This is a genomic window from Chromobacterium sp. IIBBL 290-4 (assembly GCF_024207115.1).
GTDB lineage: Bacteria > Pseudomonadota > Gammaproteobacteria > Burkholderiales > Chromobacteriaceae > Chromobacterium.
This window is the reverse complement of sequence record NZ_CP100128.1, coordinates 979,663-995,689: the sequence shown is the minus strand read 5'-3', so window position 1 is coordinate 995,689 and position 16,027 is coordinate 979,663. Positions and strand designations below refer to the sequence as shown.

General features: G+C 66.8%; 14 protein-coding genes. 4 read left to right on the top strand and 10 right to left on the bottom strand.

Translation table 11 applies throughout. From position 1 onward, the window contains the following. Nucleotides 1-20 precede the first annotated feature (20 nt). The 4 genes from NKT35_RS04545 to NKT35_RS04530 form a co-directional block, all read right to left on the bottom strand. Nucleotides 21-401, bottom strand: a complete 381-nt coding sequence (locus NKT35_RS04545; RefSeq protein WP_254299279.1) for a hypothetical protein — start codon at nt 399-401, stop codon at nt 21-23. Between the two features lie 77 nt (nt 402-478). After that, entirely contained in the window at nt 479-994 is a 516-nt protein-coding gene (locus NKT35_RS04540; protein WP_254299278.1) for a GNAT family N-acetyltransferase, read from the bottom strand. Nucleotides 995-1,085: 91 nt separating this feature from the next. Continuing rightward, a complete protein-coding gene (locus NKT35_RS04535) occupies nt 1,086-2,273 on the bottom strand; it encodes a cation:proton antiporter domain-containing protein (RefSeq protein ID WP_254299276.1) in 1,188 nt (395 codons plus the stop codon). A 119-nt stretch (nt 2,274-2,392) separates the two neighbouring features. Further along, nucleotides 2,393-3,598 (bottom strand): NAD(P)/FAD-dependent oxidoreductase, encoded by a 1,206-nt coding sequence (locus NKT35_RS04530; RefSeq protein ID WP_254299271.1) that lies wholly within the window; start codon nt 3,596-3,598, stop codon nt 2,393-2,395. Nucleotides 3,599-3,685: 87 nt separating this feature from the next. Here NKT35_RS04530 and sigJ point away from each other — a divergent pair, with 87 nt between their 5' ends. Then, nucleotides 3,686-4,561: an RNA polymerase sigma factor SigJ gene (gene sigJ / locus NKT35_RS04525; protein ID WP_254299270.1), complete on the top strand. Its 876-nt coding sequence runs from the start codon at nt 3,686-3,688 to the stop codon at nt 4,559-4,561. Here sigJ and NKT35_RS04520 read toward each other — a convergent pair whose 3' ends face one another. The 6 genes from NKT35_RS04520 to NKT35_RS04495 form a co-directional block, all read right to left on the bottom strand. Next, a complete protein-coding gene (locus NKT35_RS04520; RefSeq protein ID WP_254299269.1) occupies nt 4,562-5,263 on the bottom strand; it encodes a S4 domain-containing protein in 702 nt (233 codons plus the stop codon). A gap of 67 nt (nt 5,264-5,330) precedes the next feature. Continuing rightward, the gene (locus tag NKT35_RS04515) at nt 5,331-6,272 is read right to left on the bottom strand and encodes a DMT family transporter (protein WP_254299268.1); all 942 of its coding nucleotides are present in this window, start codon (nt 6,270-6,272) and stop codon (nt 5,331-5,333) included. Between the two features lie 135 nt (nt 6,273-6,407). Continuing rightward, nucleotides 6,408-8,087 carry a pectate lyase family protein gene (locus tag NKT35_RS04510; RefSeq protein ID WP_254299267.1) on the bottom strand — a complete coding sequence of 560 codons (1,680 nt, stop codon included), beginning with the start codon at nt 8,085-8,087 and terminating at the stop codon, nt 6,408-6,410. A 206-nt stretch (nt 8,088-8,293) separates the two neighbouring features. Continuing rightward, nucleotides 8,294-9,838: a DHA2 family efflux MFS transporter permease subunit gene (locus NKT35_RS04505; protein ID WP_254299266.1), complete on the bottom strand. Its 1,545-nt coding sequence runs from the start codon at nt 9,836-9,838 to the stop codon at nt 8,294-8,296. A gap of 7 nt (nt 9,839-9,845) precedes the next feature. After that, on the bottom strand, nt 9,846-10,988 hold the full coding sequence (locus NKT35_RS04500) for an HlyD family secretion protein (RefSeq protein ID WP_254299261.1): 1,143 nt from the start codon (nt 10,986-10,988) through the stop codon (nt 9,846-9,848). Nucleotides 10,989-11,022: 34 nt separating this feature from the next. After that, nucleotides 11,023-12,471 (bottom strand): efflux transporter outer membrane subunit, encoded by a 1,449-nt coding sequence (locus NKT35_RS04495; protein WP_254299259.1) that lies wholly within the window; start codon nt 12,469-12,471, stop codon nt 11,023-11,025. Between the two features lie 115 nt (nt 12,472-12,586). Here NKT35_RS04495 and NKT35_RS04490 point away from each other — a divergent pair, with 115 nt between their 5' ends. From NKT35_RS04490 to NKT35_RS04480, 3 genes are all read left to right on the top strand, one after another. Further along, entirely contained in the window at nt 12,587-13,186 is a 600-nt protein-coding gene (locus NKT35_RS04490; RefSeq protein ID WP_254299257.1) for a TetR/AcrR family transcriptional regulator, read from the top strand. Between the two features lie 59 nt (nt 13,187-13,245). Further along, nucleotides 13,246-13,755, top strand: a complete 510-nt coding sequence (locus tag NKT35_RS04485; protein WP_254299255.1) for a DinB family protein — start codon at nt 13,246-13,248, stop codon at nt 13,753-13,755. A gap of 334 nt (nt 13,756-14,089) precedes the next feature. After that, nucleotides 14,090-16,024: a methyl-accepting chemotaxis protein gene (locus NKT35_RS04480; RefSeq protein ID WP_254299253.1), complete on the top strand. Its 1,935-nt coding sequence runs from the start codon at nt 14,090-14,092 to the stop codon at nt 16,022-16,024. Nucleotides 16,025-16,027 lie beyond the last annotated feature (3 nt).

Genomic DNA, 16,027 nt, shown 5'->3' with positions numbered 1-16,027 from the left:
ATTTCCAGCTGTATTCGGTTTCAGGGAGCGGTCTGGGCCTGGCGCTGCTTCTGCGCCGCTATTTCCTCATCGCCCAGCACCCAGATGCGGTTGATGTTGCCCTGCTGATCGAAGGTCACGCCAACGGCGCGGCCTTTCAGATTGTTCAATTGCCCGCTCAACAGGAAGCGGTTGTGCTCGTCGAAAATCCGCAGCCCGGGCGAGAGCGCGAAATGGCTGGGTTCGGCGGCGATCAAGGCGCTTAAGCGCTGCAAAATGGTGCGGTCGCCGCGGGTGAAGTCGACGCCGCTGTCATCCTGCTCGCCCAGCGTGCCCAGCACCAGATTATCCGGCAGCAGGCGGGCGGCCTGAATGGACAGCGCCAAAGCCAGCAGCGATAGCGTGGCGATGAATTTTTTCATAGCAATTTGAACGCGTTGCGCGCGATTCTACCATAGATGGCGGCAGGGGCCGGCCTAATGTTTATAGCATCACGCGGCTACAGCTCGCATTGCATGCTGACGGCGCCGTCGCCATAGCCGTTCAGCGGATAGTGGGGCAGGGCATAACCGCGGTAACCGTGTTTGCGCCACCAGGCGGCCGCGCCTTCCACTGCCACCAGCCGGCTGTGGCGCAGGCCCAGCTTGCGGCCCTGGCGCAGCGCCTGGCCGACCAGCTTGGGGCCTAAGCCGTGGCCGCGCGCTTGCGGGTGCAGGGCCAGATCGTGGATGAACAGCGTATCGCCGGCTTCCGGCAAGGCGCGCAAGGGCTGGTTCAGGCTGGGCGGCTGGTCGCCGCGCCAGGGGTGGGCGAACAGATAACCCAGCAAGGCGTTCTGGCGGGCCGCCACCCAGCAGGTGTCGGGCGACAGCCGCTGGCGCGAGGCCAAGGCATCCAGGCTTTCTATCAGGTGGTCGGGATAACAGCGGCGCTGCACATGCAGCACGGCGGGCAGGTCTTCGGCGTTCATGCGGCGCAGGACGATATCGCCCTGGCTTGCGGCGACAGCGGACATCAGGGCGCAACCATTTCTTCAGTCGAAAAAGCGAACGCGGCGCATCGACGCCGCGTGGATAGTGGCAACTAGTATAGTTTACCTGACCTTTTTATGCGATCCGATAGCGCTCCGCCAACCGGAACATCAAGGGGTTGAGCAAAATGGACACGATGGCGCCGGCCAGGATCAGCGCCTGGCCGCGCGCGCTGAGCAGGCCCAGCGACAGGCCGAGGCCGGCCAGGATGAAGGAGAACTCGCCGATCTGCGACAGGCTGGCGGCGATGCGCAGGCTGGTGGAGTGGCCGCGGCGGAACAGCCGCACGATGCCGTAGGCGGCCAGCGATTTGCCCAGCACGATGATCAAGACCACGGCCAGCAGCGCCGGCGCGTCATGCAGCAGCACTTGCGGGTCCAGCAGCATGCCCACCGACACGAAGAACAGCACGGCGAAGGCTTCGCGCAGCGGCAGCGATTCCTCGGCCGCGCGGTGGCTGAACGGCGACTCCGCCAGCACCATGCCGGCGAAGAAGGCGCCCAGCGCGAACGAGATCTGGAACAACTGGGTGGCGCCGTAAGCCACGCCCAGCGCGGTGGCCAGCACGCCCAGGCGGAACAGCTCGCGGTTGCCGGTATGGACGATGCGCTCCAGCATCCACGGAATGAAGCGGCGGCCCACCACCAGCATCAGCGCGACAAAGGCCGCCACCTTGCCCACGGTCAGCGCCAGCGTCCAGCCCAGCTGGCTCCAGGTCGGCGCGGCCTGGCCGCCGCCCAGCGCGCCGGCGAAGGCGGGCAGCAGCACCAGGGTGATCACCATCACCAGGTCCTCCACCACCAGCCAGCCCACCGCCACCTTGCCGTCTTCGCTTTCCAGCCAGCCGTGCTCCTCCAGCGCGCGCAACAGCACCACGGTGCTGGCCACCGACAGCGCCAGGCCGAACACCAGCCCCTCGCCCGGCGGCCAGCCCAGGAAATGCGACAAGCCCATGCCCAGCGCGGTCGCCACCGCGATCTGCGCCAGCGCCCCCGGCACGGCGATGGCTTTCACCTTCATCAGGTCCTTGATCGAGAAATGCTGGCCGACGCCGAACATCAGCAGGATCACCCCCAGCTCCGCCAGTTCCGGCGCCAGCGCGGTGTCGGCCTGGAAGCCCGGCGTGAACGGGCCGACCAGGATGCCGGCGCATAGATAGCCCACCAGCGGCGGCAGCCTCAGGCGCAGCGCCAAGGCGCCGAAGGCGAAGGCGAACACCAGGCCGCCGACAATGGTGGTGATCAAGGGGGTGTCGTGGGGCATGAGCGAGATCTCTTGTTATGTTTGTAATGCAATAAAGACAGGATATTAAAATCTGAGTTCCGATAAATTTTTATTTTATATCCCGTTGTGGTATCCCGCCCGGCATCGCGCTCAGACGGCTACGCGAAGGCGCGCTGCATCCTTTGCAATCTGGGCAGAATCGCCAAGGGCGGCAGATGCGGCGGTTGCGGCGCGTCGATCAAGCCCAGCGTCGCCAGCGTGCGGCGGCAGATGAACTCCTTCCAGGCCGCCGCCTTGGCGCCGGTCCAGATTTGCCGGGTCGGCGCATCGCGGCTATCCACAAACTGAATCAGGCCGTCGCCGCGCCCCAGACTGACGCAGCGGAACACGTATTGAAAATGAAAAGCCGCGGCGGCTTGACCGGTCATGCGGGCGCGCAGGGTGTTCGCCGCGCCGATGGCGGCGGGAAGGGCTGTCGCGCAGCTCATCCGGCAGGGGCCGCCATCCGGCGTCGCCATGGCGGCGTTGTCGCCCAGCGCCACGATTTCCGGCCACTGCGGCAGGCTGAGGTCGGGCGCGGTCAGGGCTTGGCCGCGCGCGTCGCAAGCCAGCCCCGCGGCCGCGATCAAGGGCGAGGCGGCGAAGCCGGCGGCCAGCGCGCCGACATCGAAATCCAGCGTAACGCCGCCCTTCAGGGTGGCATGGCCGGCTTCGGCGGCGATCACCTCCGCTCCGCTCAGCCAGCGGATGCCGCGTTGCGCCGCGGCGTGCGCCAGATAATCCGCCGCCTTGCGGTGAAAGCCGCCGGGCAGGCGCGATGGCGTGAGCTGGCCGGCATCGGCCAGCGTAATCGCGGCCTGCGGCCAGGCATCTGCCAATTCGAAGGCGGTTTCCAGGCCGGACAGGCCGCCGCCGGCGATCAGCACCCGCGCGCGCGGCCGCGCTGCCAACTGCTCATGGATGGTTTGGGCGTGGCCGGGATGATCCAGCGCCAGCAGGCCATCGAGCGCGGCGGGCCGGCGGATGCGGCTGCCCAGCGCCAAGGCCAGGTAGTCGTATTCCAGCCATCGCGTCCCGCCTTGCGGCGCCTGTATCCAGACACGTTTCTCCTCGGCCTCGATGGCTTCGACCCGTCCCTGGACGAAGGCCACGCCCAGCGACGCCAGCATGCTGGGATAGGCAAATGCCGGCAAGGCTTGGCCGGCGGCCAATTGATGCAGGCGGATGCGTTCGCGCCAGCTGTCGTTGGCGTCGATCAGCGTGATATCGGCGGCAGGCATGGCGGGATGGGCCAGACGGCGCGCCAGGTGCAGGCCGGCGTAGCCGCCGCCCAAAATCAGAATGCGCGGTTTGCGGGTCGTCATCTGCAGCTCCTTTGATTTGTCATATGAGCGGGGATGACGAGATAGGCCGTATCATTGTGACATCAGAGTGTGAAATCGGAGGGCGGCATGCATTTGCCGATTTTCCTGCGGCAGCGTTCCCGTTTGCTGGCGCTGGCTTACCGGATGCTGGGCTCGCGCGCCGACGCGCAAGACGCGGTGCAGGACGCCTGGCTGCGCTGGAGCGGCTGCGTTCTGGAGGATCTGGACACGCCGGAGGCTTATCTGACGCGGCTGACCACCCATCTGTGCCTGGACCGGCTGAAGTCGGCGCGCAGCCGGCGCGAGCAATATGTCGGCGTTTGCCTGCCGGAGCCGCTGGCGGCGGACGACGCGTGCGTCGGGCCGGAAGGTCTGGTCGAGCGCGCGCAGCGGGTGTCCTACGGCTGGCTGTTGGCGCTGCAGCGTTTGGGGCCGCTGGAGCGGGCGGCTTTTCTGCTGCGCGAGGTGTTCGAGCTGGAATACCCGGAAATCGGCCGGGTTTTGCAGCGCCGTCCCGAAGCGTGCCGCCAGCTGGCCAGCCGGGCCAAGCGGAAGCTGGCGGAAGAGCCGGCCGCAGCCACGCGTCCGCCTGCCGATCCGGAGGGCCTGTTCCGGGCTTTTGTCGGGGCGCTGGAGAGCGGCGACGCGGCGGAGCTGTCGCAGTTGCTGGCTGAGGACGCGCTGTATATGGCGGATGGCGGCGGCAAGGCCCGCGCGCTGCCCGCGCCGCTGTCCGGCAGGCTGGCGGTGGCCAGATTGCTATTGGGCATCTGGAGGCGCTGGCGCGCGGAAGGTTTCCGTTTGACGCCGCAATGGCTGAACGGCATGCCCGGCGCGCTGGCCTGGCGGGATGGGCGGCTGGAAATGGCGCTGTCGCTGGAGTGCGACGCGGCCGGCCGGATCATCGCGCTGTATGCGATGCGCAATCCGGACAAGCTGGCCCACTTGTCCGGAAGCGCGTGATCAGAAGCGCTCGAAGGCTTGCAGATAGCGCCATTCGCCCGGCTGCAGCCCGGACAGCGCCAGCCGGCCGATGCGGATGCAGCGCGCGCCCTGCAGCTGGACGCCGAGCTGGCGGCCGATTTCATCGAAGAAGCCGGCGCGCGGCGAGTAGACGACGCAGCGCAACTGCTGGTCGCTCTGGCGGCTGATCTTGCACTGGCGCAAGGGCTTGCCGTCCAGGCGGATGGCGGCGACGCGCGCTTTCAGGTCGTCGGCGGCGGGCGCGCGCGCCACTTGCAGCAGGAACTCCATCTCGCATTCGGCCAGATGGCGCGGCAGCTTTTTATCCTGGGTCAGCACCACCAGGCCATGGCACCACTCGTCAACCGCGCCGATGGCGGTCAGCTGCTGGCGGTGGCGCGCCAGCCAGACTTGCTCCGACGCGTCCTGCGGCGAGCGGCTGTCCGGCCCCAGCAGTTGCGCCGGCGGGGTGTCGTCTTCGGCCGGGCGGTTCAGCAGCAAGGTCACCGGCAAGGTCGCCAGCGCCTGCGGCGTGCCGGCCAGCGTGATTTCCTGTTCCGGCCGCACGCGCGCGCCCAGCGTATTGACCACTTTGCCGTCCACTTTCACCAAACCCTGCTCAATGCAGGCATCGGCCTCGCGGCGCGAGCACAAGCCCAGTTCCACCATGCGCTTGGACAGGCGCACGCTCGTTTCATCCATGATTGCGTCCTTCAACATCGGGCGGCGATTATCGCCTCCCCGCGCGGCGCTGACAAACCGGCAACGATCAGCTTTGGCGAATGGCCGCGGCTGCCGGCGCTTTGTCCCGCGCCAGATTGCTCAGCAGAATGCCGGCGATGGCCAGCGCGCCGCCCAGCCCCATCTGCGGCGTCAGCTTTTCTCCCAGCAACAGCGCGCCCAGCAGCACGGCGCTTAGCGGATTGAGCGCGATGAACACGCCGGTCCGCGTCGGCCCGAGCGCGCGGATGCCGTCGTAGTACCAGATATAGGCCAGCGCCGAGCCAAGCGCGCCCAGATAAAGCAGCCCGCTCCATTGCGCGCCGCCCAGCGCGTCCAGCGCCTGCCGGGACAGATCGCCGCTCAGCGCGGCGGCGGCCAGCAGCATCAGCGTGCCGAACAGGATGGACCAGGTGACGGTTTGCAGCGGGCCCAGCGTTTGCGACAAGCCGCGCGAGGCGACGCTGTAGGCCGCCCAGCTGGCGACGCAGCCCAGAATCAGCAGATCGCCGCTCCAGTCCTTGGCGCCGCCCAAAGCGCTAGCGTCGCGGCCCAGAATGACCAAGGCCGCGCCGGCCAGGCTCAAGGCCACGCCGGCGAGCTTGCCCGCCGGCAGCCGTTCGCCCAGAAACAGCCGCGAGGCCAGCGCGATGGCGGCGGGATTGAGCGCCACGATCAAGGACGCGCGGGAGGCGCTGACATGCTGCAGGCCGTAGAAAAAGCACAGGTTGTAGCCGAAGATGCCGCACAGCCCCAGCAATAGCAGCCGCAACGCTTGCCGGGGCGTGGGGCGGGTCAGCGGCGTGCGGCTGAGGGCGAGAAAGCCCAGCAGGCACAGGCTGGCGACGGCGAAGCGCAGCGCGGCGGCCAGCAGGGGCGGCGCGTGGCCGGCCAGCTGGCGGCCGGCGATGAAGGTACCGCCCCAGATGATCATGACCAGGATCAGTTGCAGGTACAGCCTGGGCGTGGCGAAGTGGCGGTGGTCTGGCATGGCGGCTTTGCGGTGCGGGTGAGGGGGGGGCGCGAGCGGATATGATATTGGATTGGAATGTTCTTGTGCGATTCTTGAAAGCTGGACAGCAGCCAGAGATGCCCGGCAGGCGCGCGCCGAGCGGGCATCTCTGGTTTAGCGGCTAAGGAGCGGACGGTGCGCGTTGGCTGTTTTAGGCGAGGCGGCATAGCCGATGTTTTTCACCGCCTGCGGACCCAGCCGCTGGCACAGCTGCATCAGGTACAGGCTGTCCGGGCCGACGCGGACATTGGCGGAGTCCACCGCGCCCAGCTGCGGCGGCGCCGGCACGCCTTGCGCGTCCGGCATGTCGGGGCTGAGCGCGCCGCTGCTGCCTATGGCCCAGTTGCTGGCGCCGGGAGGCGCGGCCACGTCCAGTTGGTCTGCCTTGGCGTTCCACACCACGCCCCAGCCCATGCTCCAGCCGTGGCCGCTGCCGTCCGCGCCGCGGTTGCCCAGCGCGATGGCGCCGCTGACGTCGGCGTTGTCCACCAGCAGGCCGGTGGCCCAGCGTTGGTGCGGCTCGATATTGCCGCAGGCTTCGGCGCGGCCGCTGAAGTTCAGCAGCACATTGGGACCGCCGGCCTGGGCCTGAGTGGCGTAATAGAACGATTTCTTGCTGCCGGTGGACGCGCTGCGGTCCACCAGTACCTGGCTGCCGGCGATGCTGAACTCGAATTCCTTGGCGCCCTTGCAGTCGATATTGTTGTGATCGTGGGTGAGCGCCACGGCCTCCAGCGTGAGCCGGCGAGCCTGCTTGCCGACGACGACGCCGGAGGTGAAATTATGCGCCTGGATGTCGTTGAGCCAGCCGTCGGCCAGATTGTCCAGATTGGCCACGCCGTAGTCGGCGCCGCTGCCGCGCGGCAAGCCTTCCAGCGCCAAGTGCTCGGCGCCGATCTGGCTAGTGATGCCGCTGGCCTGGTATTTCTGCACGCTGCCGCCGTTCGGGCCCAGGTAGCCGCTGTCGAATGAATCGGACAACGGAATGTCCAGCGTCAGCTGATTGCCGCTGACGGCGGCGACGGCGCGCAGCCAGTATTCGCTGCTATTGCCGGCGTTGATCCAGGTTTGCGGCTTGCCGTCGCGGAACAGCTGGTCCATTTCCATGAAATGTATCCATTCGGCGCTGGCTTTGCGGCGCACGATCACCGTGTCACCGGGCTGGAAGCCGGACGCGTTGGCCACATGGATGACGCTGCTGCCGGAGGGCACATAGCTGTCGCTGATGGCGACGGTCGAACCTTGCGGCGTCAGGCTGCCGGCGCTGGCGCCCAGGCTCAGCATCGCGTGGCCATCGCCTTGGGCCTTCAGCACGGTGCCGCCAGCGCCGGAACCGCTGCCGCGCAGCACCACGCCGTCGCTGGCCAACTGGATAGGGCTGCTGAGCAGGAAGGTGCCGGGGGCGAGCAGCACCGCGCCGCGCACGCCGTTCACCGCCGGCAGGGCGGCCACTTTGGCGATGGCGGCCTGGATGTTGGCGAGGTCGCTGGCCGCGTTGCCGCTGGCTTGCACGGTCGCTTTCACCGGCGCGATCGGCAAGGCTACGCCGCCGCCCATATAGCCGGCGCTTGAGAAGTCCATCACATGATCGCCGTTGCCGTTCAGCGGCGCATAGGCGAGGCCGCCTTGGCCGTCGTCTTTCACCCAGCGGCTGCGCGCGCTTTCGCCGCCCCATAAGGCTTGGCAGGCTTGGGCGAAATCATGGCGGAGCGGGAGAGGGGGAGAGGCCTGCGCGGCCTGTGCGGCCAGCGCGATGGCCAGCGTCAGCGCCAGCCGCGTCATCGAGTGCTTCATCGGTAAGGGAATCCTGTCTGTTCAAAGTGATTGCAGGTGAAGGCGCGGCGTTGTCGTCATTGATTATTGTTTGTCATATTGATACCACGCATTCCATGTAAAGGTCTGTTACAGGATGGTGGCTATATGTAAATCCAGGCCTCGCGGACGGAAATAAAAAAGCCCCGGCCACAAGGGCGCGGGGCAAGGGTGAAACAACGCGTAAATCAATGGGCCTGGCTGGTGTCGGCCACGCGGCTGGGCCTGGGCGCCAGCCAGATGGCGCAGGCGGCGACGATGAAGGACAGCCCCGCCAGCCAGAAGATCTGATTGGTGGACAACATGATGCTTTGCGTCTGCAGCATCTGTTCTATGGTGCCCCAGGCGGCGCTGTCGGACAGGCCGCCGCCGGTCAGCGCGCGCAGCGCGTCGCCGCCGCCGTCCACCATGCCGACCAGTTCGGCATGGTTGTAATTGGCCTTGTCGTCCCAGGCGGTGGTGACCAGCGAGGTGGCGAAGGCGCCGGACAGCGTGCGCATGAAGCTCATCAGGCCCGCCGCGGACGCCACTTCCGCCGGCTCCACGCTGGCCAGCGCCAGGCCGGTCAGCGGCACGAAGAAGAAGGGCATGCCCAGGCCCTGGAACAACAGCGGCAGCGCCACCTGCCAGAAGCCCATGTCGGTGGTGGAGAAGCTGCGGTACAAGGTGACGCAGCCCAGCCACATCACGCCGCAGAACACCAGCTTGCGCGGGTCCAGCCGCGAGGACAGCTGGGCGGCGATCGGCGCCACCATCACCGCCAGCACGCCGCTCATCGCCGTGGCGTAGCCGGCCTGGGTGGCGGTATAGCCCATATAGCCCTGCAGCCATTGCGGCGTCAGCACGGTGGCGCCGAAGAACGATCCGAAGGCCAGGGAGATGGTCAGCACGCTGGCCCAGAAGCCGCGATGGCGGAACACCCTGAGGTCGACGATGGGCTGGGCCTCGGTCAGCTCCCAGATCAGGAAGGCGGCGAAACCGATGACCGCGGCGATGGCCAGGCCGACGATGAGCGGCGAGCCGAACCAGTCTAGCTCCTTGCCCTTGTCCAGCATCAGCTGCAGCGAAGCCACCCACAGCATCAACAGCGCCAGGCCGACGACATCGATGCGCAGCTTGGCGGTTTGGCTTTGATAGCGCTTCAGCAGCTTCCAGCCGACAAAGCCGCAACCGAGCGCGATCGGCACATTGATGTAGAAGATCCACGGCCAGCTGACCTGGTCGCACAGCGTGCCGCCCAGAATCGGCCCCATGATGGGCGCCACCAGCGTGGTCATGCTCCACAAGCCTATCGCCGCGCCGGCCTTCTGCTTGGGGAAGATCTGCAGCAGCAGCGTCTGCGACATCGGCATCAGCGGGCCGCCGGCCAGGCCTTGCAGCACGCGGAACAGCACCAGCATCTCCAGCGAGCCGGCCAGGCCGCACAGCATGGAGAACAGGCCGAACAGCAGCATGGAGCCGACGAACAGCCGCACGGTGCCGACGCGCGCCGCCAGCCAGCCGGTCAGCGGCACGATGATGGCCTCGGCCACCGCGTAAGAGGTGATGACATAAGTGCCCTGGCTGGACGACACCGCCAAGCCGCCGGCGATATTCGGCACCGACACGTTGGCGATGGTGGTGTCCAGCACCACCATGAAGTTGGCGGCGGCCAGCACCAGCGCCGCCAGCCACAGCATATTGCCGGTCAGCGGTTGCTGGACGCCGCCGGCAGCGGGATTCGCGCTAGACATGGGAGCCTCACTCGCTGACGTCGATGGTGGCTTCCATCGACAGCCCCACTTGCAGCGGATGGGCCTTCAGTTCCGCCGGATCCAGCGCGATGCGCACCGGCAGCCGCTGCACCACCTTGATCCAGTTGCCGGTGGCGTTCTGCGCCGGAATCATCGCGAAAGCGGCGCCGGAGCCGCCGGACAGGCCGGCCACCTTGCCGTGGTAGACCACCTTGCCGCCGTACAGATCGGCGGTCAGCTCCACCGGCTGGCCGACGCGCACCTTGCTCAGCTGCACTTCCTTGAAGTTGGCGTCGACGTGGGCGTTTTGCAGCGGCGCCACCGACATCAGCGGCGTGCCGGCCTGCACGCGCTGGCCCACTTGGGCCTGGCGCTTGGCCACCACACCGTCCACCTTGGCGCGGATCACCGTGCGCTCCAGGTCCAGCTTGGCTTGGTCGCGCTTGGCGCGGGCCAGCATCACTTCCGGGTTGTTTTCCACGGTGCTGTCGGCGGTCAGCGTCTGGTTGGCTTTCAAAGAGCCCAGCGCGGCGCGGTAATTGGCCTCGCTTTGCTGGCGGGCGGCGGCGGCGGACTTCAGATTGGCTTCGGCGGTGGCGAAAGCGTTCTGCGCGTTGCTCAGCTCCTCGCCGGACACCGAGCCGCTTTTCGCCAGCGCCTGGCGGCGCTGCAAGTCCAGCTTGGCGCGGGCGAAGTCAGCCTGGGCGGAGGCCAGCTGGGCGGCGGCGCGGGTCTGGTCGGCATCGCGCGCCTGGGCCTGGGCGTTCAGGCCCTCGTCATTGGCGAAATAGCCCTTCACCCGGCGCTCGGCGCGGGCAAGATCGGCTTCGGCCTGGGCCAGCGCCAGCTTGGCGTCGCTGTCGTTCAACTCGACCAGCACGTCGCCGGCCTTCACCGGCTGGGTGTCCACCACCTTCACTTGCTGGATGGTGCCGGCCACTTCGGGCGTCACCTGGGCGATCTCGGCGGCGACGTAGGCATTGTCGGTGCTGACATGATGGGAGGCTATCAGCGTCCAGTAGCCGCCATAGGCGACGGCGGCCGCGGCCACGACGCCGAACAGCAGCGAGAACAGTTTCTTGCGTTGCAGGGGTTTGCCGGCGGCGGCGGGCGCCTCGGAGGCCGGCAGGGCTTGTACGTTTTCGCTCATGATGGGTATTCCTTGTGTGGGTGTGCCGGCGGCCTCAGCGGGCGGCCTGTTGCGTCGTTTGTTGGTAGCCGCCGCCCAGGGCCTTGATCAGGGCGACATCCAGCGAGAAGCGGCGGGCTTGCAGATTGGCCAGGCTGCGGCGAGCGGCGATGACGCTGTCTTCCGCGGTCAGCACGTCCAGGTAATTGGCCAGGCCGCCGTTGAAGCGGTTCTGGCTGACACGGTAGGCCTCATCGGCGGCGCTCAGCGCTTCCTGGCGTTGCGTCAATTGCGGCGCCAGCGAGGCCTGGCTGCTCACCGCGTCGGCCACCTCGCGCAGCGCCTGGCTCAGCGCGGCGTCGTAGCTGGCGACGGCGGCGTCGTAATCGCCGCGCGCGGCGCGGTACTGGCCCTGCAGCTGGCCGCCGCGGAATATGGGCAGATTGATGGCCGGGCCGACGCCGGCTATGCCGGAACCGCCTTTGGCGAACAAGTCCAGCCCCAGCGATTGGGCGCCGACGAAGGCGGTAAGGTTGACGTTGGGGTAGAACTGGGCCTCGGCGACATCGATGCGCTTGGCCGCGGCTTCGGCGCGGAGACGGGCGGCCGCCAGATCCGGTCGGCGGCCCAGCAACTCGGCGGGGAGGGCGGCTGGTAACGCTTGCGGCCGAAACAAATTGGCGGCGGGGCGGGCGATGGCGAGACCCCGGTCCGGTCCGGCGCCGATCAGCGCGGCCAGGCTATGGCGCTGCAGCGCGATGTTTTCATCCACCGCTTCCAGATCGGCCGCGGCGCCGGCCTGGCGCGATTCGGCCTGGCGCAATGCGCCGCGGGTGTCCATGCCTTGCTGCCAGCGTTGCAGCATCAGCGTGGCGCTGTGCTGGCGCACGTCCAGCGCCTGCGCGGCGGCATCGCGCTCAGCGAACAGCCGCGCCAGTTCGGCATAGCCGGCGGCCAGCGAGGTTGTCAGCATCAGCCGCGCCTGGGCCGCGTCGGCATGGGCGGCGTCCAGGTCAGAAGTGGCGGCCGCCAGCGCGGCGCGGTTTTTGCCCCAGAAATCCAGCTCATAGCTGAAATCCAGGGTGGCGCGGCCGCTGGTGTTGAAGCCTAGCGGCGCCGGCATGCCGTTGTTATAGCTTTGCTTGTCGCGGTTGATGGACGCGTTCAGGTCCGCGCTGGGCAGCCGCGCGGCGCCGGCTTGTTGCGCCATGCCTTCGGCGCGTTCGACGCGGGCGCGGGCGGCGGCGAGGTCGGGCGCCTGGCTCAGCGCCTCGTCCATCAGCTGGTTCAACTGCGCGTCGCCGAACTTGCGCCACCACTGGCTGTCGCTCCATTGACCCTGGCCGGAAGGCAGGCTTTGCGTAATCTGGTATTGTTGCAGCGGTTTGCTTTGCGGCGCCGGGCCCAGGTCGGGCGTCGCGGCGCAGCCGCCCAGCAGCAGCGCCAGGGCCGCGGCCAGACTGGCGCTCGCTGTAAAAGAAAAAAACGGGGCGGTGGGGTTCATGGTGATTCGCTCGTCGTGTTCAAGACATTAACTGTACGGTACGGTATAGTTATATGGCGAGCGAAGTTTCCTTGTCAAGAAAAACTGAACTGAACGGTTCAGTTTAAGGGTGGATATGCGTACAAAAAGCGAAAGTAAGCGACAGGCTATCGTCGCGGCGGCGACCGAGGTCTTCCTGGAACGCGGCTACGAGGCGACGTCGATGTCGGAAATCTCGGCGCGGGCCGGCGGCTCCAAGGCCACGCTGTACAACTACTTTTCGTCCAAGGAAGAACTGTTCCTGGACGTGATGTCCTGTCTGGCCGGCGAAATGTCCAAGGTCTACACCAAGCTCATCCCTGGCGGCGATTTGCCAGCGGTGCTGCAGGATTTCGGCGAGGCCTATCTGGACAATCTGTTCAGCCCCGAGCTGCGGGCCCTGCGCGCCATCGTGATGGGCAGCGGCAGCCGCTCCGAGGTGGGCTTGCTGTTCTATGAAAACGGCCCCAAGGTGGGCTGGGGCAAGCTGGCCGATTTCATGGCCGCGGAAATTCAGGCCGGACGCCTGCGCGATGCGTCGCCATGGACCGCGGCCATGCATTTCCACGGCCTGCTGCATGCCGAATGCCAGGTGGCGATGATCACTGGCCTGGTGGACCAGCTGGCGCCGAAGGAAAGCCGGCCCGCCTGGGTGGCGTCGGCGGTGGAAGTGTTTTTGATCGCTTACGGCGCATGACGTCGGCAAGTTCGCGTGAGAGAATCGGCGGCTGATCCTGATGAGCGAAAGACCACGCGATGAGTTTTGCCGATTTCTTCCCCTCCTTGTTCCGCTACAAATCCTGGGCGGATGAAGAGCTGTACGCGCTGACCGCGCGATTGGATGGCGAGGCGCATCCGGAGCGCCGCCATCTGGCCATCCGCATCCTCAACCACATCCACGTGGTGGACCGGATTTTCCGCGGCAATCTGAGCGGCCAAGCGCATGGCTATGCCGCCACCAACACTCCGGAAACGCCGGCTTTGGCCGATTTGCTGGCGGCGGCGCGCGAAACCGATGCCTGGTACATCGCCTACGCGTCTGGTTTGAGCGAGGCGGAATTGTCGGAAAGCATCGATTTCACCTTCACCGACGGCGGCCATGGCCGGATGAGCCGCGCCGAAATGCTGCTGCAGATCATCACCCACGGCGGCTACCACCGTGGCGCAGTGGGGCGCATCCTGGCCGATTGCGGCCTGCAGCCGCCGCGCGACATCTACACCCGCTACTTGCACGACAGCGAGCCTGCGCGCCGCCATCCCGCATAAGAAGACCCGCTGTCGCAGGAAACGAGGCGATGCGTGGTTTGCCTCTTTACGAGGCGGGAACAGGGTGTGGCTCGTTTATGTATTTGGATTTATTTTGCGATTTAATTAATGTGAAGTGGTTTGCCTGTAAATATTCATAATAAGTGGCGGCAAGCTTGCTAGAATGGCGCGCTATTTCGACGGCATGAGCGGATCGCGCCTGATTTGATCCGGCTCAGAACTGTCTTGATGCGGCTGGCGCAGCATGCCGGAGCTTTCCGGCCATGCGGCCGGCCGCGCGCTTGTCCGGAGCGGTGCCGGACGTATCGTCCTTATTTGCAGGAAGCCAGCAAGCATGTTCAAGAACTGGTCGGTCAAACAGAAAATCCTGGTCAGCGTCGCGCTGATCCTGATAGCCGCGCTGGCGATCGCCGGCACGGTATCCACTCGCATGTTTCAAGCCGCGTTGACCGAGCGGCTGGAGCAGCACGAATTGAAAGCCACGGTGGAAAGCATCCGCAATGATCTGGATGCCCAAATCGCCATGCCGCTGTCGCAGACGCGACAGATGGCGGCCAACACTTATCTATTGGACTGGACCGCCGCCGGCGAGCCGGAAAGCGGCGTGCCGGCCTGGCAGCATTACGCCAAGGCGCTGATGCAGACTTCGGGCGCGGCCATCATTTCCTGGACTTCCGAAGCCACGCTCAACATCTATATCGACCACAGCACGGTCAAGGCCGACCCCAAGGGCAACGACAAGTGGCTGGCCGATTTCCTGGCCTCCGGCCGCGAGAGCCAGTTCACGCTGGGTTCGGAAACCGGCAAGCAGCAGGTGATGATGTTCGTCAACGTGCTGGCCAACAAGGACAAGCCCGGCCACCGCGCCGTGGCCGCGCTGGGCTACGACGTGACCGCCATGGCCGACAAGGTGCGCAAGATGGCGGTGGGCGAGCATGGCCAGGTTTACGTGGCGGACGCTTCCGGCCAGGTGCGGCTGCACCGCGATCCGGCGGCGATGCAGAAGAAAACCCTGCTGGCCGAGCTGCCCGGCCTGTCGGCGATCGCGCCGCAGCTGCTGAACAAGACCGGTTTCAACCTGGTCCGCTTCGACGGCCCGGATGGCCCGCGCCTGGCAGCCTCCAGTTATATGCCCAACGCCGACTGGTTCGTGGTGGTGGAGATGGACCCGAACGAGGTCTACGGCGCGGTGACCCGCACCATCTGGTGGGTGGCAGGCGTGGACGCGCTGGTGCTGGCTTTGGCGCTGTTGTTGATCTGGTGGGTGTCCGGCTTCATCAGCCGGCCGCTGGTGCAGCTGCGCAACGCCATGGGCGCGCTGGTGTCCGGCAACGGCGATTTGACGCTGCGTCTGCCGGTGGAGAGCCGCGACGAAACCGGCCAGGTGGCGGCGGCCTTCAACCAGTTCATGGAGCAGCTGCGCGGCTTGTTCCTGCAAGTGCGCGAGCAGAGCGCCCAGCTGCATCACAGCGCCGGCGAACTGGCGCGGATGACCGAGCGTCTGTCCAGCGGCTCTCGCTATAACGCCGACCTGAGCGAAACCACGGCCGCCACCATCGAGCAGCTGTCGGTCAGCGTCAGCCACATCGCCGGCAACTGCCACGGCACCGCCGAGGCGGTGGAACAGGCCGGCGCCTTGTCATCGCAAAGCGCCGACGCGGTGGGCAAGGTCAGCGTCGAAATCGGCTCGGTGGCCGAATCGATGGATGAGGTGAAGTCGGTGATGGAGGAGCTGGAGCGCCGCTCCGCCCAGGTGGGCAGCATCGCCGGCGTGATCAAGGACATCGCCGATCAGACCAACCTCTTGGCGTTGAACGCCGCCATCGAAGCCGCCCGCGCCGGCGAGCAAGGCCGCGGTTTCGCCGTGGTGGCCGACGAAGTGCGCAAGCTGGCCGAGCGCACCAGCCAGGCCACGGTGGAGATCGACGATATGGTGGACGGCATGCAGCAGGGCTCCGGCCAGGCGCGCGAGCGCGTCGCCGCCACCTATGGCGTGGTGCAGGGCGGGGTGGAGCTGGCCGAGGCGGCGCAGCGCCAGATCGCTGAGATCCAGTCCAGCATGCAGCTGGTGGTGCGCCAGGCGGCGGAAATCCGCGACGCGGCCAGCGAGCAGTCCAAGGCGACGGAAGACATGGCGCGAACCGCCGAGCAGATGTCCAGCCAAGCCACCCAGTCCGACGCTGAAATCACCCGCGCCGGCGAGGTGGTGGCCGACCTGGAGCGGCTGTCGCAGTCGCTGGAGCAGGTGGTGGGCCGCTTCCGCTTGTAAGGG

Bases quoted from the DNA above. Each gene is read 5' to 3' on its own strand.
- NKT35_RS04545 (WP_254299279.1), bottom strand. From the start codon at position 401: ATGAAAAAATTCATCGCCACGCTATCGCTGCTGGCTTTGGCGCTGTCC.
- NKT35_RS04540 (WP_254299278.1), bottom strand. From the start codon at position 994: ATGTCCGCTGTCGCCGCAAGCCAGGGCGATATCGTCCTGCGCCGCATG.
- NKT35_RS04535 (WP_254299276.1), bottom strand. From the start codon at position 2,273: ATGCCCCACGACACCCCCTTGATCACCACCATTGTCGGCGGCCTGGTG.
- NKT35_RS04530 (WP_254299271.1), bottom strand. From the start codon at position 3,598: ATGACGACCCGCAAACCGCGCATTCTGATTTTGGGCGGCGGCTACGCC.
- sigJ (WP_254299270.1), top strand. From the start codon at position 3,686: ATGCATTTGCCGATTTTCCTGCGGCAGCGTTCCCGTTTGCTGGCGCTG.
- NKT35_RS04520 (WP_254299269.1), bottom strand. From the start codon at position 5,263: ATGGATGAAACGAGCGTGCGCCTGTCCAAGCGCATGGTGGAACTGGGC.
- NKT35_RS04515 (WP_254299268.1), bottom strand. From the start codon at position 6,272: ATGCCAGACCACCGCCACTTCGCCACGCCCAGGCTGTACCTGCAACTG.
- NKT35_RS04510 (WP_254299267.1), bottom strand. From the start codon at position 8,087: ATGAAGCACTCGATGACGCGGCTGGCGCTGACGCTGGCCATCGCGCTG.
- NKT35_RS04505 (WP_254299266.1), bottom strand. From the start codon at position 9,838: ATGTCTAGCGCGAATCCCGCTGCCGGCGGCGTCCAGCAACCGCTGACC.
- NKT35_RS04500 (WP_254299261.1), bottom strand. From the start codon at position 10,988: ATGAGCGAAAACGTACAAGCCCTGCCGGCCTCCGAGGCGCCCGCCGCC.
- NKT35_RS04495 (WP_254299259.1), bottom strand. From the start codon at position 12,471: ATGAACCCCACCGCCCCGTTTTTTTCTTTTACAGCGAGCGCCAGTCTG.
- NKT35_RS04490 (WP_254299257.1), top strand. From the start codon at position 12,587: ATGCGTACAAAAAGCGAAAGTAAGCGACAGGCTATCGTCGCGGCGGCG.
- NKT35_RS04485 (WP_254299255.1), top strand. From the start codon at position 13,246: ATGAGTTTTGCCGATTTCTTCCCCTCCTTGTTCCGCTACAAATCCTGG.
- NKT35_RS04480 (WP_254299253.1), top strand. From the start codon at position 14,090: ATGTTCAAGAACTGGTCGGTCAAACAGAAAATCCTGGTCAGCGTCGCG.